17 protein-coding genes are annotated in these 26,855 nt (G+C 56.9%); 13 read left to right on the top strand and 4 right to left on the bottom strand.

The features are described 5' to 3' along the window. Positions 1 to 2 precede the first annotated feature (2 nt). Both glpD and B150_RS0118595 read right to left on the bottom strand, forming a co-directional pair. Positions 3 to 1,514, bottom strand: coding sequence for a glycerol-3-phosphate dehydrogenase (glpD, locus tag B150_RS0118600; protein ID WP_020401467.1), 1,512 nt, complete (start codon positions 1,512 to 1,514; stop codon positions 3 to 5). Then, entirely contained in the window at positions 1,496 to 1,945 is a 450-nt protein-coding gene (locus B150_RS0118595) for a hypothetical protein (protein ID WP_155860140.1), read from the bottom strand. Before B150_RS0118595 ends, glpD begins: the two co-directional genes overlap by 19 nt. A gap of 297 nt (positions 1,946 to 2,242) precedes the next feature. Between B150_RS0118595 and glk (B150_RS0118585) the strand changes: the two genes are divergently transcribed. Beyond that, entirely contained in the window at positions 2,243 to 3,205 is a 963-nt protein-coding gene (gene glk, locus B150_RS0118585) for a glucokinase (RefSeq protein WP_020401464.1), read from the top strand. A 3-nt stretch (positions 3,206 to 3,208) separates the two neighbouring features. Here glk (B150_RS0118585) and B150_RS0118580 read toward each other — a convergent pair whose 3' ends face one another. After that, complete coding sequence (locus B150_RS0118580; protein WP_020401463.1) at positions 3,209 to 4,192, bottom strand: hypothetical protein; 984 nt, start codon at positions 4,190 to 4,192, stop codon at positions 3,209 to 3,211. 740 nt (positions 4,193 to 4,932) lie between these two features. Here B150_RS0118580 and B150_RS0118575 point away from each other — a divergent pair. The 10 genes from B150_RS0118575 (at position 4,933) to B150_RS0118530 (ending at position 21,665) form a co-directional block, all read left to right on the top strand. Continuing rightward, a complete protein-coding gene (locus B150_RS0118575; protein WP_020401462.1) occupies positions 4,933 to 5,376 on the top strand; it encodes an ATP-dependent zinc protease family protein in 444 nt (147 codons plus the stop codon). Positions 5,377 to 5,393: 17 nt separating this feature from the next. Then, entirely contained in the window at positions 5,394 to 6,299 is a 906-nt protein-coding gene (gene rimK, locus B150_RS0118570; protein ID WP_020401461.1) for a 30S ribosomal protein S6--L-glutamate ligase, read from the top strand. A gap of 2 nt (positions 6,300 to 6,301) precedes the next feature. Then, positions 6,302 to 7,348: a succinylglutamate desuccinylase/aspartoacylase family protein gene (locus tag B150_RS0118565; RefSeq protein ID WP_020401460.1), complete on the top strand. Its 1,047-nt coding sequence runs from the start codon at positions 6,302 to 6,304 to the stop codon at positions 7,346 to 7,348. Between the two features lie 155 nt (positions 7,349 to 7,503). Beyond that, on the top strand, positions 7,504 to 8,166 hold the full coding sequence (locus B150_RS0118560; protein WP_020401459.1) for a pentapeptide repeat-containing protein: 663 nt from the start codon (positions 7,504 to 7,506) through the stop codon (positions 8,164 to 8,166). A gap of 160 nt (positions 8,167 to 8,326) precedes the next feature. Continuing rightward, positions 8,327 to 9,919: a sodium:solute symporter gene (locus tag B150_RS0118555; RefSeq protein ID WP_020401458.1), complete on the top strand. Its 1,593-nt coding sequence runs from the start codon at positions 8,327 to 8,329 to the stop codon at positions 9,917 to 9,919. A 30-nt stretch (positions 9,920 to 9,949) separates the two neighbouring features. Continuing rightward, on the top strand, positions 9,950 to 10,990 hold the full coding sequence (locus tag B150_RS0118550; protein ID WP_211205952.1) for a LacI family DNA-binding transcriptional regulator: 1,041 nt from the start codon (positions 9,950 to 9,952) through the stop codon (positions 10,988 to 10,990). Between the two features lie 53 nt (positions 10,991 to 11,043). Continuing rightward, positions 11,044 to 14,340 carry a S41 family peptidase gene (locus B150_RS0118545; protein WP_020401456.1) on the top strand — a complete coding sequence of 1,099 codons (3,297 nt, stop codon included), beginning with the start codon at positions 11,044 to 11,046 and terminating at the stop codon, positions 14,338 to 14,340. A gap of 109 nt (positions 14,341 to 14,449) precedes the next feature. After that, on the top strand, positions 14,450 to 15,601 hold the full coding sequence (locus B150_RS0118540; protein ID WP_020401455.1) for an efflux RND transporter periplasmic adaptor subunit: 1,152 nt from the start codon (positions 14,450 to 14,452) through the stop codon (positions 15,599 to 15,601). A gap of 11 nt (positions 15,602 to 15,612) precedes the next feature. Then, positions 15,613 to 18,663 (top strand): efflux RND transporter permease subunit, encoded by a 3,051-nt coding sequence (locus B150_RS0118535; protein WP_020401454.1) that lies wholly within the window; start codon positions 15,613 to 15,615, stop codon positions 18,661 to 18,663. Between the two features lie 182 nt (positions 18,664 to 18,845). Then, complete coding sequence (locus B150_RS0118530; RefSeq protein ID WP_020401453.1) at positions 18,846 to 21,665, top strand: phosphoenolpyruvate carboxylase; 2,820 nt, start codon at positions 18,846 to 18,848, stop codon at positions 21,663 to 21,665. 6 nt (positions 21,666 to 21,671) lie between these two features. Here the strand turns inward: B150_RS0118530 and B150_RS0118525 are convergent, their stop codons facing one another. Continuing rightward, the gene (locus B150_RS0118525) at positions 21,672 to 22,709 is read right to left on the bottom strand and encodes a LacI family DNA-binding transcriptional regulator (protein WP_020401452.1); all 1,038 of its coding nucleotides are present in this window, start codon (positions 22,707 to 22,709) and stop codon (positions 21,672 to 21,674) included. Positions 22,710 to 23,172: 463 nt separating this feature from the next. On the opposite strand from B150_RS0118525, the gene glk (B150_RS0118520) reads away from it, so the two are divergent. Next, positions 23,173 to 24,162: a glucokinase gene (glk, locus tag B150_RS0118520; RefSeq protein ID WP_020401451.1), complete on the top strand. Its 990-nt coding sequence runs from the start codon at positions 23,173 to 23,175 to the stop codon at positions 24,160 to 24,162. 108 nt (positions 24,163 to 24,270) lie between these two features. After that, the gene (locus tag B150_RS0118515) at positions 24,271 to 26,835 is read left to right on the top strand and encodes a TonB-dependent receptor (protein ID WP_020401450.1); all 2,565 of its coding nucleotides are present in this window, start codon (positions 24,271 to 24,273) and stop codon (positions 26,833 to 26,835) included. Positions 26,836 to 26,855: the final 20 nt, after the last annotated feature.

Here is a 26,855-nt window from a genome sequence, read left to right as displayed (position 1 = left end):
CCTCAGGGCTGATGCGCGGCCATCCAGTTGGCGAGGGTCTTTTGTTCTGCGGCTGATAGCTCAAGCCCGAGCTTGCTGCGGCGCCACAGGACATCATCGGCTGAAATGGCCCATTCCTGCGCCATCAGGTAGGCAACCTCACGCTCATACAGGCCTGCGCCAAAATGCACACCCAGTTCGCCCACTGCGCGGGAAGTGTGCAATATCTGTGCGACATCCGTGCCGTAGGCGAGGCACATCCGGCGCAACACTACGGGGCTGAGCCAAGCGTAGTTTTCCTGCATCTCGCGGTAAAATGCCTCGAAATCACCACCCGGGATATCACCGCCCGGCAGGCTGGTGCCCGACGTCCATGTTTTGTGGGCGTGGGGGATATAGGGTGCGAGTTTCTCGAGCGCATCTTCCGCAAGCCTGCGGTACGTCGTCACCTTGCCACCATAGATGCTGAGAAGCGGTGGTGTTTCATGGTCGGCCTCCAGTTCCAGCACATAGTCCCGTGTGGTTTTGGAGGCGTTTTTCTCCCCGTCGTCATAGAGCGGGCGAACACCGGAATAGGCCCAGACAACCTGTTCCGGCGAAATGGTGGTCGAAAAATATTCAGACGCCAGCGCGCAAAGGTAGCTGGTCTCCTTCGCATCGATCTTCACCCGCGCCGGATCGCCCTCATAGGGCACGTCCGTTGTGCCGATGAGGGTATAAGCCCCGCGGTAAGGAATGGCGAAAACCACACGCCCGTCGCTGCCCTGGAAGGTGAAGGCGCGGTCGCCATCATAAAGCTTCGGCACCACGATATGGCTGCCTTTGACAAGGCGCATGTTGTTGACCGTTCCGCTCATCACCGGCAGATGTTCCTGCACAAGATCAACCCACGGGCCTGCAGCGTTTATAACCACTTTGCAGCGCACGCGCTCCCGCGTGTGGCTGGGAGTGATATATTCCACATTCCATAGCGGGCCGTCTTTTTCGGCATGTACGAAGCGGTGGCGGGGCAGGATGGCTGCACCGCGCTTGGCCGCGTCCACGGCGTTCGCTACCACAAGCCTGCTGTCGTCCACCCAGCAGTCAGAATATTCGAAAGCCTTTTTGAATTCGGGTTTCAGGGGAGATTTCTCCGCCGGGTTCTGCAAATTCAGGGTCTTTGTGGCAGGCAGTTTCTTGCGGCCGCCAATATGGTCATAAAGCCAAAGCCCGATGCGCAGGATGAAGGCCGGGCGCAGGCCTGCATGGTGGGGCAGGATGAAACGCATGGGGTGAATAAGGTGCGGCGCCATCGCCATCAGGATTTCACGTTCCTGCAGGCTTTCGCGCACCAGATGAAACTCGTAATTTTCAAGATAGCGCAGGCCGCCGTGGATAAGCTTGGAGCTGGCGCTTGATGTGGCGCTGGCGAGGTCGTTTTGCTCTACAAGGCAGACCTTGAGGCCACGCCCCGCCGCGTCGCGCGCGATACCAACACCGTTGATGCCGCCGCCAATGATGAAGACATCAAACTCTTTCAGTTCCTGCTCCGGCATTGGGTTGTTCCTTCGATCGGAATAGCGTTTGACCAGCCGCCCGGCTTGGTAAGCGAAATGACACCACGGAAATGCTGACCATCATTCGTGGCATCAGCATGACGAAGGTTGATGTTCACAGTCAACCTGTGTCCGAGTAATTCCTGCTCAGTCCAAACGCCGTTCGCCAGTTTGCCCTTGGCCTGTTTGAGGCTGAGCTTGTGCTGCTTTTTGTCGAGCGCGATGAACGCGTCCCGCCGTCCGACAACCTGAAAGAATACCGGTGCCGCACCTTCCTCTCGCGGGCTGAGAAGAAGGGCACACTTGCCGTTGGGAATATTCGCGGGCACCGGCGCAAGGCGCGTTTGCATGGCCGCGCTATCCAGTACGGGAGCGGACGCACTGCAGGCGGTCAAGCAAAGGACTGTCCCTGCCAGAAGCATGCGTGTCACTGAATTCTCCCCTGAGGTGGATTTATTGGACCAAAAGCGAAAGCGAACCGGCGACAAATTAGCAAGCTGTATGGGCGGAATACAATACGCCATCTGCAAGAAAGCGAACTTCGTGACAATGAGCCGCAGCTTTTACCGTGTCGCGATTGTCTCAGGCAGGTCACGACCTGAATTGACAGCGCTGTCTTTTGTCGCTAAAGACACTGAACGCCTAAGGTCAAAAGGGGCGCTGTTGGGAAGTAGCAGTACCGTGTGGAACAGGCTGAAAAGGCCGGCCGCACAGGGAAGGGGAAACACATGACAAACACTGAAACCTGTGTTGTTGCAGACATTGGCGGCACAAACGGCCGTTTTGGCGTAGCCCGCTTCCTTCCCGGCGAACATAAACCGCATATTGAAAAAGTAACCGTTTATGCCTGTGCTGAGCACATGAGCATCAGCGACATGCTTGGTAAATACCTGACTGCGCTGGGTGATGAGCGCCCTCAGCTTGCCCGTCTCGCGATTGCTGGCCCAACCACTGCACGTCATGGCCGCCTGACCAATATCAGCTGGCAGGCAGATGCCGCGTCGCTTGAGGCCGAACATGGCCTGAAGAATGTGACCCTTCTCAATGATTTTGGCGCGCTGGCTGGCGCCTGCCAGTTTCTGGAAGAGGGTGTGGACTATGTGTCCCTCAAAAAAGGCGCGGATGACGCGACTGGCCCGATTTCCGTCATGGGCCCGGGCACGGGCTTTGGCGTGGCACTTCTGGTGCCGGTTGCCGGTGACTGGGTAACCGTACCCACCGAGGGTGGCAACATGGCCTTTGCCCCCACCACCCGGCTTGAGCATGACCTGACCGAACACCTGCGCGCAGAGATGGGCCACGTGTCGGTTGAAACATTCCTCTGCGGCGAGGGTATCGCGCGTATCCACCGTTTCCTTGTGGATTATGGTGGAAGCGGGGACCGTGGCCTGAGCCCGGCTGAGATCACCAAGCTTGCGGCCGATGGTGGCGCACCGTCGTGTACGCGTGCGGTGCAGCTGTTCCTTTCCATCATCGGCAGTTCGGCTGGCAACATCGCGCTGGCGCACGGTGCGACTGGTGGTGTGTTTCTGGGCGGTGGTATTCTGCCGAAGATCATGGGCATGGTGCCATCAAGCGACCTGTTACGCCGCTTTGTTGCCAAAGGGCCTATGCAGCCTTACCTCGACCGTATCCCGGTCAATCTGATCACGGCCAAATATGCGGCCCTGATTGGCGCGGCTGTCCTTTAATCATCATTCAACCGGTTTACCCTCAGTGTTCAGGCGTGTGCGGCGTTGAAGGCTGCCGTCTGGCGCGTAAATATAGTTCATGCGGTGGAAGCCCTGCGGGTGCATGACAGCTTCGCCGCGCGGTCCAAAAAAGGCGATGCTGGCACGCTGCGTTGACGGCAGGTATTCCCGGGCCGAATAGGCGTAGGGTTGGTACACATAGCCCTCCGCATCAAAATAATAGACACGCGCGGGCATGCCGTAGGCATTGAACTCACGCCATTCTATGCGGTGAAAACCGGCAGACATGGTGGCTGATGCCCCCGCTGCATCTTCCGCGTATTCCTCAAGGAAGTTGCCGTGCGGGTCAAACTTGAACGCTACACGGGCGTAGCCAAGCGTGCCGTTCTGAAGTTCGCCATGCTCATTGCGAAATTCGCGGTAGCGGGCAAAGCCATTGTCGTCATAAACAAAATGGGCGCTCATGAAGCCATTGTGTTCAGCGACAACGCTGCCGTCACTCGAATGCCGGGTTTCCATTACCACGCGACCGCTTGTGTCGCGGATCACACGCAGTTCGCTATAGCCGTTTGGTGATGCGGCGCTGCCAGCTTCATTGTCAAATGTGACACGTGTCCAAAAGCCGCCCTTGGGGTGATGGTATACTTTCCGCAAAATGCCGCGTACAGCCACGGCTTCCCCAGCGGCGTTTTTGTAGCTTTCCACGGTTTGCTCGGGTGAATAGGTGAAAGCAGTGTAAGCAACGCCAAATTCGCCGCCATCGGCGGGCTTGCCCCTTTGCATGTAGGTTACTTTTGCGATGCGACCTTCACTGTCGTGCTCAATCTTATAGTGGTTGAGAACGCCAATCTCCTCCGCATTCAGCGGATGCGCTGGTTTTGGCGTGCGCTGGGTGTGATCGATGTTCCAGTGCAGATAGGCACCGTCTTCGCTGGCGACAGCGGGCAATGTAAACAGTATGGCAATGATGACAGCAAATCTGAACATGGACCCTCGCAGTGTTATGACTTGAAGGAAGGTTATTGTGTAACATTCTTCAATACAACAGTCAGAGCCATCGCCTCCCTATAAAATTCGTTTAAAAAAACACCCCGGCAGATTGCTCCGCCGGGGTGAAGATGTGCTCTTATCCGAAACGGCCGGAGTGAATTGGGAGGTACCCGGCAATCTTCAAAGAGGCCCCTAATAGAAATGCACAGACACTGCCGAGGGAACTCTGAGCGGCAGCATCAATGGCCATACCTTATCGGATTTACTGCAAATTTCAATGCAAATATTTTCATTATTTGCAATAAATCGTCAGTAAAATGGCAATTATACGTATGATTTGGCCGCTATTTCGGGGAGCTGAATGAATTTTTGCAAATTTTGCAAAATGGAGATCTGTGGTGCAGTTGCGCGCGGGGGTGCTGTTCGCTACGCTTGATGCTGGTTGTGGGCGATTCTGTAAAATTGAGGGCATTGTGTGTATGCTGTGCCGAAGGGCATGCATATGCGGTGCCGATTTCTTCCAGACCTGGATGATAAGCTGTGCAAATAAAACTGGCGGAATACCGGGATAAGTGGGGCCTCTGTCAGGTGCTTGATTCCCTTATGAAAAGAGCAGGCTTGCAGCCGAAATTATTTGGCTTCTAAAGTTGGATGAATTCGGATATGGCAGCGCCGTCTCAGGGAAGCGCTGACGCGATATTCGTCAAGGAGGTCAGGCAGCGAGTGGAGGCCGGTCAATGAAAAGCAGGTTGATTATCGGGTGGCGGGAATGGGCTGGCCTGCCGGAGTTTGGCATCCCCGAAATCAAGGCTAAGATAGACACCGGCGCCAAAACTTCTGCGCTGCATGCTTACCGCATCAAAAAGGTGATGCGTGACGGCAAACCCTGGGCCGAGTTTTTTGTGCATCCGGTGCAGCGGCGCCGGAAGCCGGAGATTAAATGCGCTGCCCCCATAGTGGACGAGCGCGAAGTGAGAAGTTCAAACGGAAGTGTGCAAACACGGCTCGTGGTCTCCGCCTTGCTGGAGCTTGGGCCCTACACACGGAAGATTGAGCTGACACTGACGAACCGGGATGAAATGGGGTTTCGTCTCTTGATTGGGCGACAGGCGCTTTCGAAACGATATCTCGTTGATAGCGGCCTGTCTTATGGTCTCGGTGAACCGGAAGACCAGAACTGAATGATAAGGATCTGAAAATGCGGATAGCGCTGCTGACACGTAATGCCAATCTGTATTCCCACCAGCGTCTCATTGAGGCGGCCGAGCTCAGAGGGCATGAGATCGACGCAATCGATACGCTGAAGGTGTATATCAATATTGCCTCGCACCGGCCGGAAATGCGCTACAAGGGCGATATCCTTGAGGGCTATGACGCGGTTATCCCGCGTATTGGCGCCTCTATCACGTCATTCGGCGCGGCCGTTTTGCGTCAGTTCGAGGTGCAGGGCGTTTACCCGCTCAACGAATCCGTTGCCATCACCCGCTCGCGCGACAAGCTGCGCAGCTTCCAGCTGCTGTCCCGCCGTGGCCTTGGTCTGCCGTTGACTGCGTTTGCGCATGGCACCAGCGAAGCCGATGACGTGATTGACATGGTGGGCGGCACGCCTGTGGTGATCAAGCTTCTTGAAGGCACGCAGGGTGTGGGTGTTGTACTTGCCGATACCAAAGATGCTGCGCGCAGCATGATTCAGGCGTTCGGCAAATTGAAAGCCAATATCCTCGTTCAGGAATATATCAAGGAAGCCAAGGCGCAGGATATCCGTTGCCTTGTGGTGGGCGGCAAGGTGATTGCCTCCATGATGCGCAAGGGCGCTGAGGGTGAGTTCCGCTCCAACCTGCACCGCGGCGGCTCCTCGAAAACCGTCAAGATCACGCCTGAGGAACGCTCGACAGCTGTGCGTGCGGCTCGCGTGATGGGCCTCAATGTGGCGGGCGTTGATATGCTGCGCTCGAACCATGGCCCGGTGATCATGGAAGTGAACTCGTCTCCGGGCCTTGAAGGTATCGAGAAAGCAACCGGGATTGACGTTGCGGGCAAGATCATCGAATTTATCGAAGCAAATGCCCGTCCGAACCGGACGAAGACAAAAGGGAAAGGATAAGTATGGCCAACCGGGCTGCGTTTAATATCGCAGGGCATAAAATCGCGGCGGGTACCCGCCTATCCTTTGCTCTTACCATGCCCGGCCAGTCGCGCTATACGCCGCTTCAGATGCCCATCCATGTGATCCATGGTCGCAAGGATGGGCCGACAATGTTTGTGAATGCGGCCATCCACGGGGATGAGATCAACGGGATTGAGATCATCCGCCAACTCCTCAAGCAGAAATCGCTCAACCGACTGCGTGGTACGCTTATTTGTGTGCCAGTCGTCAACGTATACGGCTTCCTGCACCATACCCGTTATATGCCTGACCGCCGCGACCTCAATCGCGCGTTTCCGGGGTCGGAGAACGGGTCGCACTCCTCGCGCGTGGCTTATGTTTTCAAGAAGCAGATCATCGACCGTGCCGACTATGGCATTGACCTGCACACAGGGTCGAACCACCGTACCAACTTCCCGCACATTCGCGCCAATATGGCCGACCCAGAGACTGCACGCCTCGCGCGTGCTTTCAATACGGCTGTGACGGTGAATGCGAGCCTTCGGGATGGGTCTTTGCGCGGCTATGCGGTGGAGAAAAATATTCCCGTGCTGCTGTACGAGGCAGGAGAAGCGCTCCGGTTTGACAAGCTGGCGGTGCGTGCTGGTGTGCGCGGCATCCTGAACGTGTTGGGCGCGGTTGGCATGATCAAGCGCGAAGTGAAGCGCCGCCCGCATGTGACGTTAGAGGCGGAAAGCTCGCACTGGATTCGCGGCAACAGCTCAGGTCTTATTCGCGATGCCATCAAGCTCGGTAGCCGGGTGAAGCCCGGTGACCGGCTTGCCTATCTGTCCGACCTGTTGGGTGACGAGCAGACGGAGATCAGGGCTACCCAGGAGGGGGTCGTGATCGGGCGGACAAACCTGCCGATCGTGAATGAAGGTGACGCGCTTTTCCACGTGGCGGAGTTTGACAACGCTGAAAAAGCAGGGAAAACGGTGGAACGCTTCCATGCCTCGCTCGAAGGTCTCGGTGAGGGTGATTACATCGATCCGCTCGCGGAATAAGTATCTGAAATTCCGGCAAAAAGTATTCGCGGTGTGGCAAAAACCTATAATTAATTAAAACTTGAAATATTTATTTACCCATTCCTCACCAACCCGCACTATGATCTCCTTCATCGGAAATTTCAGCCTATGCCTGTCGCGGAGTAATCGTGAGTATGGACCTCAAGACACTGACAAATATGTTCCCGTCCCACAAACTGGTGATGGGGGAGCAATTTGCGCAGGAAAATATCAGCGCGCTTAAGGTCAAAAGTGTCCTGCGCTGGTCTGACACCATTTTTGTGAACTGCGATTTCTCGGAAGCGCACTTCCACCTGTTGATTCTCTCGGGCGCGATTTTCTTCAAATGTGACTTTTCCGGTGCGCGTTTTGTGGCCTGTGATATCGACGGCTGCGAATTCATTACCTCGAACCTGACGTGTACGTCCTTCGAGGGTTCGAGCGTCGCGGACACCAGCTTCACCGATTGCATCATCGGCGGCATGGTCGGCCCGATGGAGTTCCAGACCTGCAGCTTCTACGGTGTGCGCTACTCCCGTCATATTCCGATCGTCTCCAACACGCCTTACTATGTGATCAGCACGCCAACGCAGCCGATCTATGTCTTCTGTACGCCGAATGCCTGGCGCCTGCACGGCAAAGGCGTGCGTATGACCGTGGCGCCCGATGAGGTCATCGGCCTTGAGGAACCCTACAAGTCCATTGTGCGCTGTGTGCTTGAGATCGAGCAGTCCGAAGGCCGCCGTGCAGTAGCGGGTTTTCTGGTTGGCGAACCTGCCGCTGAGCGTAGCTTCAGTCCCGCAACCGAAGCCCCCTGATATCGCTTCTGTCTCCCCGCCTGAGCGTGCTCTATGCTTTGTTGACAGCGCTGTCACATTGCATATATGGTCGTCGCCGGGAAGTTTCAGCGCGGAAGGCCTGCTTGAAGGTGTTCATAGCAGGAAGCTGAAATCATAATAAAGTTCAGGGGAGCTGGTGATGGGATCCATCGACTGGGGCGTTCTCGCCATCTATTTCGTTATTATTTTTGGTGTGGCCCTTTGGGCTGGCCGGCAGGAACGCAAAGGCGGCGAGTCTGAAGACTTCTTCCTCGCGGGCCGCAACGTGGGCTGGTTCGTGATCGGTGCTTCGCTCTTTGCATCGAACATCGGGTCCGAGCACCTGATCGGCCTCGCAGGCACGGGCGCGGCGTCCGGCGTGCCGGTCGCACAATTCGAGATTATCGCGGGCCTTATCCTCCTGCTCCTCGGTTGGCTGTTTGTGCCTTTCTATGTGGCCTCTGGCGTGTTCACAATGCCGGAATTTCTGGAGCGCCGCTATTCACAAGGCTCACGCACGTACCTCGCCGTTATTTCGGTCGCGGGCTATATCCTGACCAAGATTTCGGTGACCGTGATGGCGGGCGGACTTGTGTTTGAAACCCTCATGGGGATCGACTTCTGGACCGGTGCGACCGTCGTTGTTGTGGCGACCGCGATCTACACCGTTTGGGGTGGTCTGCGTGCCGTACTTTATACCGACCTTGTGCAGATGTTCGTGCTGCTTGGCGGCGCGGTTGCGGTCACGTGGTATGGCCTTGATGCTGTTGGCGGCTGGGGTGAGCTGAAAGCCAGCGTGGGCGAAGAAGCCTTCAGCCTGTGGCGACCGATGACCGACCCTGAATTCCCGTGGACCGGTATCCTCTTTGGCGCGCCGATCCTCGGTGTCTGGTACTGGTGTACCGACCAATATATCGTGCAGCGTGTGCTTTCTGCGAAAGACCAGGACAACGCGCGCAAGGGCACCATCTTCGCCGCTTACCTTAAACAGTTGCCGATCTTCATTTTCGTGGTGCCGGGTATCATCGCCATGGCGCTTGCGAACAAGGGCATGCTGACGCTTGATGAGCCTGATCAGGCGCTGCCCGCGCTGATGGGCGCACTACTGCCGGTTGGCATCAAGGGCCTTGTGGTTGCGGGCCTGTTGGCGGCGCTGATGAGCTCGCTCTCGAGCGTGTTCAACAGCTGCTCAACCGTCTTCACCATGGACATCTACCAGCGTATCAAACCGAAGACGAGCGACCACGAGCTGAAGCGCGTGGGCCAGATCGCGACGATTGTGATGGTCGTGCTCGGTATGGCGTGGATCCCGCTGATGGAGCTGATCTCCGACAAGCTCTACACCTATATCCAGAGCGTGCAGGCCTATATCTCCCCGCCCATCGCGGCTGTGTTCCTCATCGGTATCCTGTGGAAACGGGCGAACGCACAGGGTGCAATCGCCTCGCTGATGACGGGCCTTGTGCTGGGTGTTACCCGCCTTGTGCTGGAAGCCAACAAGGGCAGCCTTGATGGTGTGCTGCTTGAGCTCGCATCCATCAACTTCCTCCATGTTGCGATTTTCCTGTTCCTTATCTGTGTGGCGGTTCTTGTGATCGTCAGTCTGATGACGGAAGAGCCAGCGGAAGAGAAAGTTGCCGGACTCACAATGTCCGCGCGCGGTACTGCGGTGGTGGGTGCAAGCTCGCAAGCCAAGCTCGCCAGTATCGGTGTTCTCGTCGTGATCGGCGTTATGTGGATTTATTTTTCCTGATAACCCCGCTATCACGGAGGGGAACATATTATGGTTAAGGGAAACCACATGCGCGCAGTCACCATCGACGATGTGGCAAAGAAGGCCGGCGTTTCAATCAAGACGGTCTCCCGGGTAGTCAACCGGGAGCCGAACGTGCGTGCCGCGACTAAGGAAAAGGTCGAGGCTGCTATCAAGGAACTGAATTACCGGCCAAACCAGTCGGCGCGCGGGCTTGCAGCGCGCCGTTCCTACATGATCGGGCTTCTTTACGATAACCCGAGCCCGAACTATCTGGCGAACCTGCAGTCTGGCGTTTTGGAAGCGTGCCATGAGAAGGACTATGGCCTCGCGCTCAACCCGGTCTCGTTCCACGACCCTGATCTGGTTGAGACAGTTGTGCACTGGGTGCGGCAGTCCTCTATCGACGGTGTCATCCTCACCCCGCCATTGACCGACAGCATTCCGCTTCTTGAAGCCCTGAGCCAACAGAACATCCCATCGGCAGTTATTTCGTCACGCGGTACGGGCGACGCGCCAGCCGCACTCATTGACGAGGAAGAAGCGGCGTATGAGATGACGCGGCACCTGATTATCTCCGGCCACCGGGATATTGCCTTCATCAAGGGCCACCCGGACCACTACGCCAGCGGCTTGCGGGAAAAGGGCTTCCTGCGCGCCATGGAAAGCGAGGGTGTGCCGGTTGCGCCCGGCTTTATGGAGCAGGGCTATTTTGACTTCGCGTCGGGGCAAGAGGCAGCGTCCCGCCTTTTGGATCTGCCCAAGCGCCCGACAGCGATCTTTGCGTCAAACGATGACATGGCTGCCGCCGTCATCTTTGAAGCACACAGCCGGAAAATTGATGTGCCCGGCGAACTTGCGGTGGCAGGCTTCGATGATACGCCGCTCTCCCGCCAGATATGGCCGGGCCTTACCACTGTGCGCCAGCCTATCCGGGCCATGGGGCATCAGGCGGCGGGCCTTGTGCTCGATACACTTGCGGCAGGCAAGGGTGCAGATGAAGAGCGCAAGGATGTCATTCAGGTTGATTTTGAGTTGATGATCCGCGGCTCCACGGCTACCAGCCGCTAGACCTTCCAGTCCTATTCCGCTACGCTCCCCGTTCAAGACGGGGAGCCTATCATATGAAACGACAGCTATTTTCACTCGCGGCCAGTTTACTTGTTGGCGGCGCCTATACGCATGCCTTGATGGCAGCGGACCAGACCCTTTTGCTGCGCACGCCGGATATTTCAAAAGACCAACTGGCATTTGTGTACGCAGGTGATATCTGGGTTGCGTCACGTGAGGGCAAGGAGCCGAGGCGCCTGACCTCAAGCGCAGCTGACGAGAGCCGCCCTGTTTTCTCCCCGGACGGCAAATGGATTGCATTCACCGCCGACTATAACGGCAACACGGATGCTTACGTCATCAGCGCGGATGGCGGCCAGCCAAAACGCCTGACCTACCACCCGGACGATGATGTCGTGACAGGCTGGAGCCCGGATGGCAAGGAAGTGCTGTTCACCAGCCCCCGCGAAGTGGCGGTCGGGCGTAGCCAGCAACTGTACCGAATCTCGGCGAGCGGCGGATACCCCGCCAAAGTGATGGATGCCCCGGTGACGGAGGCCGATTACGCCCCGGACGGCAAGAGCATGGCCTACCGCCCCTATATTCAGGCGTACCGCGGCTCAAGTGGCTGGCGTCAGCACCGTGGCGGCACGACTCCGCCGATCTGGATTTATGATTTTGACGCCAAATCCCATGTTGAAATACCGCATGTGAATGCAAGCGACCTCAACCCTATTTGGCTCGGCAAGGAAGTCTATTTCCTGTCTGATCGTGCGGACGGTGCAGTGAACCTGTTCCGCTACGAAGGGCAGGGGAAGGCACCCAAACAACTTACAGAGAACACGGTTTGGGACATTCGTTCCGCGCGCGGGTTCGGTGATGCCGTCGCCTATGAGGCCGGTGGCAGGCTCTATGAACTCAATACCAAAAATGGCCGCTCGCATGAAATCAAGGTCTCCATCAACCCGGACCTGCCGCAGCTTCAAGTGGAATGGAAAGACGCAGCGGGTATGCTGGAAAGCGCATCACTGTCGCCCACAGGCAAGCGCGCAGTTCTTGTCGCGCGTGGTGATATTTTCACGGTACCAACTGACGAAGGTTCCACGCGGAACATTACAGCGTCTGACGGTGTGCGGGAAAGCGCAGCGCTGTGGTCGCCGGACGGAAGCCGCATCGCCTATATCTCGGACAAGGGTGGCGCGCACCAACTGGTGATCGCCGGCCAAACCGGCATGGGCGACAGCAAGTCATATAAGTTTGACGGCACGGCCTATTATAACCTGCTGTCATGGGGCGGTAAGGGTGAGCACATCATCTATCAGGATAACCACCTGAACCTCTTCGCATTCGATGTGGAAAGTGGCAAGCACCGTAAGATTGCGACGGATAACCGCCGCGGCGATATTGGTGTGTCACAGTCTGCTGATGGTCGCTGGCTTGCCTACACGGTAGCAGGTGCCAACTATTTCAACCGCGTGATGATCTATGATTTTGAGAGCGGTGAAGCCTTTGCGGTAACCGATGGCCTTAGCCATGCAAGCGACCCGGCATTCAGCCCTGACGGCAAGTATCTCTATTTCGCGGCATCCACCAACTCAGGTCCAAGCCAAGTGGGGCTTGATATGTCGACCCAGGAACGGCCGCTGCGTTTCGGGCTTTATGCCGCCGTCCTGCAAGCTGACGGCAGTTCGCCCCTCCTGCCGAAACCCGGCGATGAAGAGGTGAAAGAGGAAAAAGCCGAAGATGCAGAAGGCGCTAAGGATAAGAAGGAAGAAGAGGGTGATGAGAAGGAAGAAGCCAAGCCTGTTTCCATCGACACCGAAGGCCTGACATCGCGCATCATTGCGCTGCCTGTGCCGGAACGTGCGTATGACACCTTGCGTGTGGCATCAGATGGTGCGCTTTTCTTCATTGAGCGTGAGCAACCGGGCGTAAGCCGCGAACTGCCGGACACCGACCGCAGCGCGACTGACACGCTGATGCGCTTTGATTTTGAAGACCGTGAGGCCGATAGCGCGTTTGAGCGCATCAGCGGTTACGATATCTCCCACGACGGCAAGAAGCTCATCGTTATGGGCATGGGTGGCCGTGTGATGACCGCGAACGCAACCGCACGACCCCAAGGCCAAAGCCTTGGTATGGGCGACGTGAAGATGCTCGTGAACCCGCGCAACGAATGGGCGCAAATCTTTGCTGATGTCTGGCGGATGGAGCGTGAGTATTTCTACGACCCCAACCTCCATGGCCTTGACTGGGATGCGGTTTACAAACGCTACCGTCCGCTCGTTGATCATGTTGGCCGGCGTGAGGACCTTAACGACCTGATGGTTGAAATGATCGGCGAGCTGCAGGTTGGTCACAACCGGGTGCGCGGCGGCGATATTCACCGCGAGCGCGGCATGAGCGTCGGCCTTCTGGGTGCTGACCTTCGCGTTGAGGATGGCCGCTACAGGCTAGCGAAAATCTATACTGGCGAGCGCTGGAACCCGTTCCTTGTTGCACCACTGGCTATTCCGGGCATTGGTGTAAAAGAGGGGGATTTCATCCTTGCCATCAACGGTCGCAGCCTGACGGCGGACGACAATATCTTTGCGCACCTTGAAGGTACGGTCGGCAAGCAGGTGACGCTCACGGTTTCAGCCGATGCGTCCGGCAAAGATTCGCGCGATGTGGTGGTTGAGCCTGTGGGTCATGAAGATGAACTGCGCCACTGGAACTGGGTTGAAGGCAACCGCCGGAAAGTGGAAGAGGCCACAGATGGTCGTGTTGCTTATGTCTATCTGCCAAACACGGCAGGGGCTGGTTTCACCTACTTCAACCGCATGTTCTTCGCCCAGGTGGACAAAAAAGCCATCATTGTAGATGAGCGTTCAAACGGTGGCGGTCAGGCAGCGAATTATATCACCGATGTGCTGAGCCGTACCTATCTCGCCAGCTGGAAAGACCGTGACGGCATGACATTCGACACGCCGGGCGGTGCCATTTATGGCCCGAAGGTAATGCTGATTGACCAGGACGCAGGCTCTGGCGGTGACTTCCTGCCCTATGCCTTCCGCCGTATGGGCCTAGGCAAGCTGATTGGCACACGCACATGGGGTGGCCTCATTGGCATTTCCGCCAATCCAAGCCTTATTGATGGAGGCCAGCTTGCGGTGCCTTTCTTCCGCTTCTATACGCCGGACGGTGAGTGGCGCGTCGAGAATGAGGGTGTCGCGCCGGATATTGAAGTGGTGCAGGCGCCTGCAGCGCTGAATGCGGGCAGTGACCCACAGCTTGAGCGCGCAATTACGGAAATTCTCAAGGACCTTGAAGCCTATACGCCAATCAAGCGGCCGGAGGCACCCGCCTATCCGACCGAAGTTGGCAAATAGGTCATACTTCTGTCCAATTACTGGACTAAAGGGTGTGAGAATATAGTTTGATGGGGCTGGACAGTGTGCACTTTTGCGCACTGTCCCGTAATGCTAGGGGCTTACGCTTATGAAAAACCTGACCGCTCGTCTCACCGGCCGTCTTGCCGCCGTGTTGCTGCCTGTCATGCTGCTTGCTGCATGCGGGGACGCAAAAGAGGAAGCCCGCGAGGAACCGGTGCGTGGCCTCAAGGTTTTTGAAGTAAGCGCAACGGCGGACAATATGATCCGCCGGTACCCCAGTGTCATCCAGCCCGCGGACGAAAGCCGCCTGTCGTTTGAAATCGCAGGGCAACTGACCGAAATGAAACTTGAGGTCGGGCAGGAAGTGGATGCGGGCCAGGTGCTTCTGACCCTGGACCCGACGACCTTGCGCTATGAAGTACAGCAGGCAGAGGCTGCGCTCGAACAAGCAGACGCCAGTCTCGTAAATGCCCGTACGGATTATGAGCGCAAGTCAGAACTCCTGAAATCCGGGAACGTGACGCGGGCCGCGTTCGATAGTTCCGAAACCAACCTCAAAAGCGCGCAGGCGCAGATGGAACAGTCGCGCCAGCAACTTGCAATCGCCAGGGAGCGTATGCAGAAGTCAACGCTCAAAGCCCCCTTTGATGGCGTGATCGCAAGCCTTGATGTCAAATCATTTGCCAACATTGGTGCGGGGCAGACCGTGCTTACGCTCTATAGCCAAAACGCGTTTGAGGTTGAGTTCAGCGTGCCCGCCACGGTTATCAATGCGCTATCGACCGGTGATCAGGCGCGAGTGGTGGTGACAGACCTGGAAGATGTAACACTCAAAGGCCGTATCAAGGAACTTGGCTCCCGTGCGGGGCAGGTGTCTGCCTTCCCCGCAGTTGTTATTCTCGAAGAAGATCACCCTGGCCTCAAGGCTGGTATGGCCGCCGAGGTGGCGTTGAATGTTGGTTTGCTGACGGGCGAGGAAGGTTTCCTTGTGCCGGTGCGCTGCTTCGCGCTTGAGCAGTCTGACGCGCTCAAAAACGGTGAATCCGTGCGCCAGACCCACGGCGGCTACGCGCAGGTTTATGTGTATGACGAGGCGTCCTCAACGGTGAAAGCGCGCAAGGTGCGCACCGCCGGTGTGCGGGACAATATGATCATCGTGACCGAAGGCCTGAATGAGGGTGAGATCATTGCCGCGGCGGGTGTTTCCTACCTGCATGACGGGCAGAAGGTTCGCCCGCTCCAGACCACGACCCGCTAGGGAGCGCGGCCATGGATTTCCTCACACGCCTCGGCCTCAACCGTAGCCGTTTCACGCTTCTTCTCATGATCGCGCTCGTGCTCAGCGGGCTATTGCTCTACAAAGACTTCCCCAAGCGGGAAGCACCTGAGATCACCATCCGCACTGCGATTGTGTCCGCGCTCTACCCCGGCATGCCGCCAGAGCGCATTGAAAACCTGGTCGCTGAGCGCGTCGAGCGCAAAATCCGCGAGATCGCAGAGGTAAAGGAAATCCGCACTATCCTTACCACCGGGCGCATGCGCACCTATGTGGAACTGAAGGATAGTGTGAACGACCTTGAGCCTATCTGGCAGTCGCTGAGGGACAAGATGTCCGACATCAGCCGCGAATTGCCGGAAGGTGCCTATGGTCCTTTCGTGAACACAGACTTTGGTGAGGTCACTGTCGCGAGTATCGCCATGACCGCCGAAGGCTTCACCTACCGCGAGATGGAGGAAAGTGCGAAGGACATGCAGCGCCGTCTTTATACCGTTGACGGTATCGCGAAGGTGGAACTGTTTGGTGTGCAGGAAGAACGCATCTGGCTTGAGCTTGACGCCCGGCGGTTCAAGGCAGTGGGCGGGCAGTTGAATACGCTGATCAACGACCTGCAGAACCAGAATGTTGTTTTGCCTGCGGGTGAGATTAATGCGGAGGGCGCGTCTATCCTTCTCGAAGCCACGGGTGATTTCAAATCTGTGCGCGATATTGAGAATATGCTGACCCGCGCAGTGGGCGGCGATGAGCTGATCCGTCTCAAGGACCTTGTGAAGGTGCGCCGGGGCTATGTTTCGCCACCTGAAAACCGCGTCTACTATAACGGCAGGCCCGCCCTCGTGCTCGCGGTACAAATGCAGCCGGGCTATGACATTGAGGATGTGGGCGAGCGGCTGACCGAGGCCATGCACACGTTCGAGCACACGCTTCCCATCGGTTATGAGCTCAATTTCGCGACCTATCAGCCGACTGAGGTTTCCAAAACCGTGGCGGGCGCGCTCTCGAACGTCGGGCAAACCTTCATTGTTGTGCTGCTTGTGGTGCTTGCCTTCCTTGGTGTGCGCTCGGGGCTTGTGATCTCGTCCATCGTGCCCTTTGCCGTCATGTTTGCGCTTCTCGGCATGAACGCTCTCGGCATCGCGCTTGAACAGGTTTCCATCGCGGCGGTGATTATCTCTCTCGGGCTCCTCGTCGACAATGGCGTGGTGATCGTGGAAGACATCCTCACTCGCGTCGACCGTGGCTCCAAGCGGCGCACAGCCGCGCTCGCTGCTGGTAGCCAGTATGCGGTACCCTTGGCGGTTTCTTCACTGACCACGATTTTTGCCTTCACGCCCTTCTTCCTTCTTGAAGGGTCGGAAGGGGAATACGCCTTCTCGCTGGGTGCTGTTCTGGCGCTTACGCTCATTGGTTCCTGGATTACGGCGCTTTATTTCCTGCCACTCATCTGTGCGCGGGTTCTGCGCAAACGCACGGAAGGCGAAGAAGGCATCGAACATAAAGCCGAGGCGGAAGACCTTCCCGCCTTTGCACGCATGTATGAAAACATGCTGCGCCCCTCCCTGCGGGCTGCCGCCTTTGTCGTCATCGGCACCTATGGCGTGGTGATTGTCACCGGCCAACTGTTTACGGGACTACCGAAGGAAATGTTCCCGGTTAGTGACCGGAATGAGGTGCTGATTTACCTCGATATGCCGAAGAGCGCGCATTTTGAAGCCACCGAACGCGTGGCGCTTGATGTCTCGAACTGGATATCGGACGGGGAAGTAAACCCGGAAGTCGAAGACCACATCATCTATGTGGGTGAGGGTGGGCCGCGCTTTTATCTGAGCCTTAACCCGGTGGACCCGTCACCGTCCAAGGCGTTCATTCTGGTGAATACCAAATCGCCGGAGCAAGCCGCCGAATTCGGTGCCCGCGCTAAACGTTACTTCTATGAACAGGTGCCGGATGCACGGTTCACCATTAAGCGCCTTGCCATGGGCGCGAGCGAAAGCGGACAGGTGAAGATCGAGATTTCAGGGCCAGAACATGAACCGCTTCTGGTTGCGGGCCGTGAGGTCGAGCGTATCTTTGCGGGTGTGCCCGGCATTGTGCAAAACGAGAGTGACTGGGGCGAAAAGCTGGTCAAGATGGTCATTGAGGTCGATCAGGACAAGGCCCGCCGGCTCAATATGTCGTCGCAGACCCTTGCGCAGAACCTGAACGCCTATTTTGACGGGTTCGAGGTATCGAACTTCCGCGACGATGACAGCACCATTCCCATCATGCTGCGTGCGCTTGAGCGTGACCGTGACAGCCTTGAGGACCTGTTGAACATCATCCTGCCAGGCGAGGATAGCATTGTGCCGCTTGAGCAGCTTGCCGTACTCAAGCCCGCGCTTGAATATTCACAAACGTGGCGCAAGAACCAGCAGCCGACTATCACCGTCACCGCGAAAAGTTCGCAGCTCCCGGCGGCTGAACTGTATGCACAGGTGAAAGACCAGATTGATGCTATCCCGCTTGGCGAAGGTTATCAGGTTGTTGTCGGGGGTGAACTGAAGGACTCGGCAGAAATATACGGGAAATTGGGCGCGGGCCTTCCTTTTGCCCTTCTTCTGATGATCCTTGTGGTCATGTATCAGTTCAATAGCTTCCGCCGTATCGCCATCATTTTCATGAGCGTGCCATTGGTGCTTGTGGGCGTGCCGTTCGGCCTGATGATCACCGGGCAGCCGATGTCGTTTTTCGCCATCCTCGGTCTTATCAGCCTGTCGGGCATCATCATCAATAACGCGATTGTGCTTGTTGATCAGATTGATATTGAGCGGGAGGAAATGCGGCTGATGGATGCGATTGTGAGCGCGGCGGGCCAACGCCTGCGGCCCATCATGCTCACCTCCATTACCACCGTGATCGGACTGTTGCCGCTATATCTATTTGGTGGGCCGCTCTGGGAGCCGCTTGCCGTTGTCATGATGTTCGGGCTGGCCATGGCCTCTGTGCTCACGCTCTTTTTTGTGCCAGCGACCTATATGCTCTTCTTCCGCACACAAAGCTGAGCAGAGCGCGGATTATTGCAATTGAGGGTAAAATATTCCTGATTTTGTAATAAAATATGCCAAAATAGGGCGTATTCGGACATTTTATTAGGTGACATTAGCGCTGTATCTGTTACAAAAGCGCCAATTTGACAGCGATGTCAGTATGATCGCCGCCATAAAAAACTATGAGGGACTTATATATGTTTGACCATCCAAGCCACGGAAAAAGCGAATCCAGACGACAGCACCTATCCGCTGCGTTCGACATTGCAACAGGGCTTTTGGAGGGTAAACAAAGTCTCGATAATCTGGCGAAAGACCTGTCTGGCCGTGGCAAACGCTGCCTTGATGCGCGCCTGCGCTCTCTGTCGAACCAATGGACGACCATTTCCCGTAGCGAGAATGAAAAGCGCCTCGCAGCCATCATCCATGGATTCGCAGATGACGGCGAAGGTGGCGCAATTCCTTTCGCTGAGTTCAGCGCCAAAATGGAAGACGAGCTTGCGGGCCTCGTGATCACCGCACACCCGACCTTCTCACTTTCCGACAGTGCTTGGACATATGCGCGCGCCTATCTTGGTGCGGTTGCGAGTGGTGATGAGGCGGTGACGGCCGCCACCGAGAATCTGGACGTGGGCACCGTGCACCCGACCCGCTCCCCCACGCTCCATGAAGAACTTGAATATGCGCGCATCGCCGTGGGCAACATCCGACGTGCGATCCGCCGTTTCCACATGATCACCTTCCGCGAAGCCGCCAAACTGTATCCGGACGAATACAAGGCCCTGCGTCCGCGCCTCGCGACGGTGGCAAGCTGGGTGGGCTTCGACCTTGATGGCCGCACGGATATCGATTGGTCGCTTGGCCTGCTGTTCCGCTACCGCTCCGCACTGCACGGCTTGGGAGAATGTATTGCGCTTGCGACCGCGACTGATTTCAGCGGCGAGGCAGGTAAATACTGGGCCACGATCCGCTCGGGCTTTGAAGACCTGCGCTCCTGTTTTGAGCTGGGCGCGCGTACGCTTGAGGAACATCAGGCGTCTGACGGCAGCCTTGGCAAGCTGAATCAGGTGGCGGTGGAAAACCGCTCGCGCAAGGAAGCGGCGTCAAAGCGCATCAATGCGGCGTTCGAGAGCTTGCTTGCGCTCGATGTTGCGCAAAATGACTGGGCAGCGGCGGCCACACTTTATACCGAATGGCGTTCGATCGGGCTTGGGCTGTCGCACATCCACTTCCGACTTAATGCGGCACAATTGCATAACGCCATCGGCCCTGAAATCCAGATGACCAAGTCGCCGGATCAGTCGGCGACGCGTCGCCACTTCCTCGCGGCGATTTCCGAGAAGCTGGACAAGGTCACGCCCAAGTCGGTGCACTACGGCACGCTCTCGCGCGAGCAGACGACAGCCAAACGCGTGTTCATGACTGCGGCCCAGTTCAAGAAACACTTCGACGCCAACACTCGCATCCGTATGCTGGTTGCGGAATCGGATACCCCCTTCACGCTTTTGACCGCGCTTTATTACGCCAAGCTTTTTGGCGTGGACGACCATGTGGAAATCTCTCCGCTCTTTGAGACCGCGGTGGGGCTTGAGCGTGGTGACCGGGTCATTGCGGAACTTGTCGATAACCCGCACTTCCTCGCCTACATCAAGGCGCAAGGGCGGTTCTGCCTGCAGCTCGGTTTCTCGGATAGTGGCCGCTATATCGGCCAGCCTGCTGCCACGCTTGCCATCGAGCGCTTCAAACTGCGCGTGATCCGGCTTTGGAAACAGCGCGGCCTTGGTGACGTGCAGCTGCTGTTCTTTGATACCCACGGCGAAAGCATGGGCCGCGGTGCATTCCCTGAAAGCCTCAAGAAGCGCTTTCTTTATACCCAGCCGCCGCGTGTGCGCCAGTGGCTTGCGGAACTGGAGCAGCCCGAGAAACATGAAGTCAGTTTCCAGGGTGGCGAGGGTTTCCTGTGGTTCCTCGCGGAAGACACAGCGCTTGCGACCCTCACCGATTTTCTGGAGGTGCGGTTCGGCAACTATAGCGCTGACGAAGACCCCTTCTATGAGCAGAAGGGCTGGTCGCTCGACTTCTTCCTCACGCTCGTTGAGTACCAGGAACACCTCACTGAGAATAAAGGTTATGTGCGCCTGATTGACGGCATTGGCCGCAGCCTGTTGTTCCCAACCGGTTCCCGTTCCATGCGGCGCCAGTCGGGCAGTGCGGTGCACCAGCGGCTTGAGCGTATCTCGCAGATCCGTGCAATCCCGCACAACGCAGTTCTGCAGCAGCTTGGGTACTTGGCAAACAGTTGCGCGGGGCTTGGCACCGCCATCGCACGCTCGCCCGACATGTTTGAGGCGCTGCACGAAAAATCAGACCGTCTGCAGATGGTCACGAGCCTTGCGGTGAATGCGCTTGCACGCTCCGACGTTGGGGTGATCGAGGCCTACGCCAAACTGCTCAGCCCCGGCTACTGGCTTGACCGGTCGGACGAGATACCAACCTTGGACGGCCGCGAAAAACTGCGCCGCTTGTCCCGTATCCTTGAGGATCTGTTTGAAGCTGACGCCGTGGATGCCTGCATTCGCAAGCTGCGCCGTGATGCAGGTACGCTCACCGACTGCGTGACCGACGATGCGATGACAGCAGCGCTGACCGCCGGTGCCCCGGACGCGGAACTGTTTGAACTGCATCAAATCCGCATTGGCCTGATCCAGTATATCTATCTGAAGGCCATGGAAATCCCGCGCTTCAGTACACGGTTCGATTTCTCACTTGAGGAACTGCTGGTGGAGCTTCTGCACCTGGAGGTGCCGGATACAATCGCGCAGCTCAGGAAAATTTTCCCTGAAGCACCGTTTGAAAGCCATGACGAAGTCTATGGCGAGGAAACTACGTATGAAGGTGGTGCGTCCTCGGGCTACGCCACCGCGCACCGGGAAATCTTCGACAAGCTCGAGCTCGCCTACAATCTGGTGCTTGAGATCAGCGGATTGATCGCCCTTAAGGCTGGCGCTTTCGGCTAAGGCCTCTTACCGCGCCTCTGCACTGGTGGAGGCGCGGGCAATAAGTTCAGGGATGAACTCGCTTTTGCGCTCAGACGCGCTCTCTCCGTCCACGGCTTGTGGTCTGAGTTCAGAAACCAGAAGCATCATAGCCTTTTTCGCAATATCGCCGAGCGACTGTGCCGCTGTGGTCAGTGGTGGCTGTGCGTGTTTGGAAAAGGGGCTGTTCTCAAAGCCTGCGATGGCCACATCTTCCGGTACACGCAGGCCAAGCGACTTGGCAGCGGCCAAGGCACCTGCAGCGATTTCGTCGTTACAGCCAAAAATCGCACTCGGCGGTGTATCACCGCTCAGGAGTGTGTTGGCTCGCTGGAAGCCGCTATCGAAGCTGTATGAGCCCTCAATCACCAGGCTGTCCTGAACAGGAATGCCGTGTTCCTCGAGCGCCGCCCGGTAGCCCGCAAAACGTTCACCACTCGAATGGTGTTCTTCTTCCCCCCACAGGAAGGCAATATTGTTATGCCCTTTGTGGATGAGATGGTCGGTCACCGCGTGCGCGGCGGCGCGGTCATTCACATAGACGGCGGGTGACGCCCCGTCCGGCGCCTTCGAGGCGGAGATAATGCGCACCAGATGAATGCCTTGCTCATAAAGTGCGTCGGTTACCCTGTCGTCCTCAGAAATTGGTGGCGCAATCACGAGGCCTGCGAGACGGGAATTGCGCACCAGCTCTGCCAGCTCCTCCACAATGTCGCCGTCGTTCGCGTTGCAGGGGTGGATTTGAAGGCTATAGCCAAGTTCGCGGCAGGCTTGCAGCACACCTTCCTGCACATCCACCACATAATAGGGGTTGGGGTTATCGTAGACGAGGGCAATGGCATAGGATTTGTTGCCGCGCAGGTTGCGCGCAGACATGTCCGGCTGGTACCTCAGCTCCTCAATCGCCTGCAACACCTTCTTGCGGGTGGCTTCCTTGACGGTAGGTTCATTGTTGATGACCCGCGAAACTGTCTTCAACGAGACTTCCGCAACCCGTGCAACGTCTTTGATGGTGGCTTTGCTCAAGAAGCACCCTTGCTGTGCTGGGCCAGTGGCTGGCCGGTGTTACGAACGCCTGCGGGCCGAATATGCCCGAGTCTCCCCTGAAAATGTCTTCAATTCTTTATGAACTGACCTACCAATCTAGTCAACGTTGTCAATCTGACCACAAGGTCAGGATTTCCAGAAATTGCGTATTTTCAAGCATTTATAATGATAACGATGTCACATAAAATGACAACGTGAACATTTTTTGAAATTTTTATTGGACAACGTTGTCATTTTTGATCTTACTAAAGTCAGCTCTCTGTGGCGTTTCCCGGTCGGAAGTCCTGCTTCCGCCTCTCCCTTCCGGGGTGGAACAGGATCCGGCACAGCAGCAGCGGGGGACACGCGGAAAGTCGCGTTTCAAGACCTTGATAAGCCTGGGGAGGGTATGTGTTTGAGTATCTGTCTAAATATATCCGACGCGGATGCATGGAGGTGGGGCATGGTTGAATCAGCTCCGGTCATCGCGGCCGATATTGGTGGAACCCACTCCAGGCTTAGTCTTATTTCGCGCGCTGACCGCACGGCTCGTCCGCTCACGGTGCGCAAATACCATAAATACAAGAATGCCGAGTTCGGCAGCCTTGTTGAAATCCTCGACGAATTTCTTGGTGATATCGACTGCAAGCAGCTTGGCGGTGCCGCAATTGCGAGCGCGGGCTACTTCATGGGTGATGACCTGATGTCGGCCAATCTGCCGTGGCGGGTGTCGCTCAAGGATATTCGCGGTCGTCTGGGCCTCAAGAATATCTGCGCGATCAATGATTTTGTCGCGGTGGCCTACGGTACGCTTTATCTCAACCCGGCTGATGTGGTGGTGATGAACCGCCGCGCTGTCCGCCCGGAGCAGGGCGCTGTTGCCGTGCTCGGTCCGGGCACGGGCCTTGGTGCTTCTGTGCTGTTGCAGGCCAGCGGCGCGCCGGTTGCGCTCAACACCGAAGCCGGCCAATCCGGTTTCGCGCCTGAGACAGACCTTGAGATTGAAATCTATAAATTCCTGCGCAAGTCGCACGGCTTTGTGCCTGTTGAGAAACTGCTCTCCGGACCAGGCCTTCTGAATATCTATACCGCACTTGGCGTGATCGGCGGCAACGCAGGCACGCTGGCGTCGCCCGAAGCAATTTCAGAAGCTGCGATTGCCGGTGACGACGCGCTGGCCACCGAAGCGCTGTCGCTGTTCTGCGAAATGCTTGGCAGCGCCGCGGGCAACTTCGCGCTCTCATACGGTGCACGCGGTGGGCTTTATCTCGCAGGGGGCATCCTGCCCAAAATCAGGAACTTCCTGCTCGAGAGCAAATTTATGGACCGCTTCACGGCGAAGGGCGACATGCGCCCCTTCCTTGAGGCGATCCCGGTCAATCTGATCGAACACGGGCAGCTCGGCGTTATCGGCGCGGCTGGCTGGTACATGGATTCATTGAGCGAGTTTTGATGCGCGGGCGCGTGGTCAGGCCAGTTCTGTGAAGTGGGTGAGTAGAGATTGTGGTGGTGCCTAATTGGGAGTGGCGCCGTCCGATAAAGTGGGAACCAGGAGGAAAACATGCGTAAAAGCAAAAAACTATTCTATCAGTCGGTGAGTGCGCTGGCTGTCCTTGGGAGCGCAACCACGGCGTTTGCCCAAGACCAGGCCTCGTCAGGCTCCATGGAGGAGTTTGAAGAGATTGTTGTTACGGGTATTCGTGGCTCGCTCCGCCAGAGCCTTGACGTAAAGCGCAATAACAACGCGATTGTTGATGCGATTTCCGCGGAAGATATCGGCAAATTCCCCGACAAGAACGTTGCTGAATCGCTTCAGCGCGTACCGGGTGTGACGATCCAGCGCCAGTTTGGTGAAGGTGCGGCAGTGTCGATCCGTGGTGCGGGTAATGAACTGACGCTTACGACACTCAACGGCCAGAACGTAGCGTCGACCGGCTGGTTCGTGCTTGAGCCGGCGAAACGCTCCTTCAACTACGAACTGTTGCCGTCCGAACTTGTTGGCAACATCGAAGTTTACAAGAGCTCGCAAGCTGACCTCGCCGAAGGTGGTGTGGGTGGTACGGTTGTGATCAACACCCGTAAGCCGCTCGATATGGATTCCATGAGCATCTACGGCTCGATCGAAGGCCAACACCAGACCGACTCTGACAAGATCGACCCGCAAGCGTCCGGTCTTTTCAGCTGGAAGAACGAAGGCGAGACCTTTGGTCTTCTCGTGTCCGGCGTATACCAGCGCCGTCACCTGCAGCGTCAGGGTAATGAAGCATTCTGGGAATGGGGCGCAGGCCCGGTTGCCTTCAAGCAGGACCGCCGCCGCTCCGCCATTACGGCAACGGCCCAGTTCCGCCCGAGTGAGAACCTCGATATCGTCGCGAACTACATGGACATGAAGATGCGCGCCGATAACACCAACTATGCGCTTTGGCTGACGCAAGGCAACACGTCCTGGTCGGGCGTTGATGTGCCTGACAACTGCCTGCAAAACGGCACGCCGGTCTGTGGCCCACTCAATGTCGCCTACTATCAGGCGCGTCCGCGTGAAGCGACGATGAACTCCAGCGTTTACGACATGACGGCGACCTATTCGGGCGACGGTTATGTGCTTGAAGTTCAAGGCGGTCACACGACCTCGACCGGTGGTACCGACTTCGAGATGGTTGTTGATGACGGCACGGGCGGTACGCCGATCCCGGGCGGCACCTATGACTTCACCAACGGTGAGCAGACCTGGGATACCAATGGCTTCGATATCTCGAGCTATGATCCGGGTAGCCTGACCATGGGTACAGGCCCGAACTTCAACCGTACACCGAAGACCGACAAGGAAACATATGCGCAGGCTGACCTGACGTTTGATGTTGACTGGGGTCTGGTGAACTCGGTCAAGACCGGCTTCAAATATGCTGACCACAACTCGACGAGCCGCCGTTTTGAGTATATTCAGGCCGCCGGTTTCAACCCGACGATTTCGACCTCTGGCCTGATCCTTGGCACTATGGATATTGGCGCAGGTGACTATCAGATGCTGGAAGTTGATGCTGATGCCCTCAAAGACTGGGCGAAAGCAAGCATCATCGGTGAAAACGAAGACCTAGGCGCCTACAGCGAGATCGACGAGATCAACATCTCCGCGTACGCCATGGCTGAGTTCGAAGGTGACGGCTTCCGCGGTAACTTCGGTGTTCGCTATGCGCATACCGATGCAACCTCGACCTATTACCTGAACGGTGTGAAATCCGAAGCTGATGCCAGCTACTCGGAAATCCTGCCAAGCTTCAACGTCGCGATCGACCTTGCAGATGACGTCATCCTGCGTGGTTCGGCGGCGCGTACCATGGCCCGCCCGCAGTATGTGGACATGTATGTGAACCCGAACGTAACCGGCTCGAACGATGACCTGCCGAACAACCAGTTCTGGATTGTTGGTAACGTTGGCCTCAAGCCGTTTGTTGCGAACCAGTTTGACCTTGGCGTTGAATGGTACTTCGCAGAAGGCTCGCTCTTCTCTGTGGGCGTGTTCATGAAAGACGTGAAGAACTTCGTGAACTTCACCGAATATCATGCAACCGCGAACCAGATCCCGTTTGATCTGCCGCGTGAGGACGAAGCGGCAGCAGGTTGGACCGTGCAGGAAAAGATCAACGGCAAGTCCGCTACGATCAAGGGTTTTGAAGCCCAGTTCCAGCAGGACTTCCAGAATGGCTTCGGTACCATCCTCAACTACACCTACACGGATACATCCACCGATGCGGATACGTTCGTGGACGGCAACCCATACCTGAGCGACAGCTCCAAGCACTCGTTCAACGTGTCGGGTTACTATGAGAATGAAGACTTCCAGGCCCGTGTCGCCTACAACTGGCGTTCGAGCTACATGCTTCGTGAATCCGGTTCCTATGGCAACCGTCTGCACAAGCCGTATGGCAGCCTTGACCTCTCCGCGTCTTACTTCATCACGAGTCAGATTTCTCTGAACCTTGATGTGGTGAACTTGCTTGAAGATCGTTCCAAGCAGTTTGGTAACAACGTAGAGGACACGCCGAACAGCGGCTTCACGGGCGGCTTCCCGCTCTATGAGTTTGAGATGGCACGGCGCGTTACGCTCGGCATCAGCTTCAAGCTCTAGGCTAAACCAAAGAAAAAGGG

Origin of the sequence: Kordiimonas gwangyangensis DSM 19435 = JCM 12864, from assembly GCF_000375545.1 — a bacterium.
GTDB classification, from domain to species: Bacteria; Pseudomonadota; Alphaproteobacteria; order Sphingomonadales; family Kordiimonadaceae; genus Kordiimonas; species Kordiimonas gwangyangensis.
Note: the sequence above shows the minus strand (reverse complement) of the source record. Positions and strands in the feature narration are given on the sequence as shown.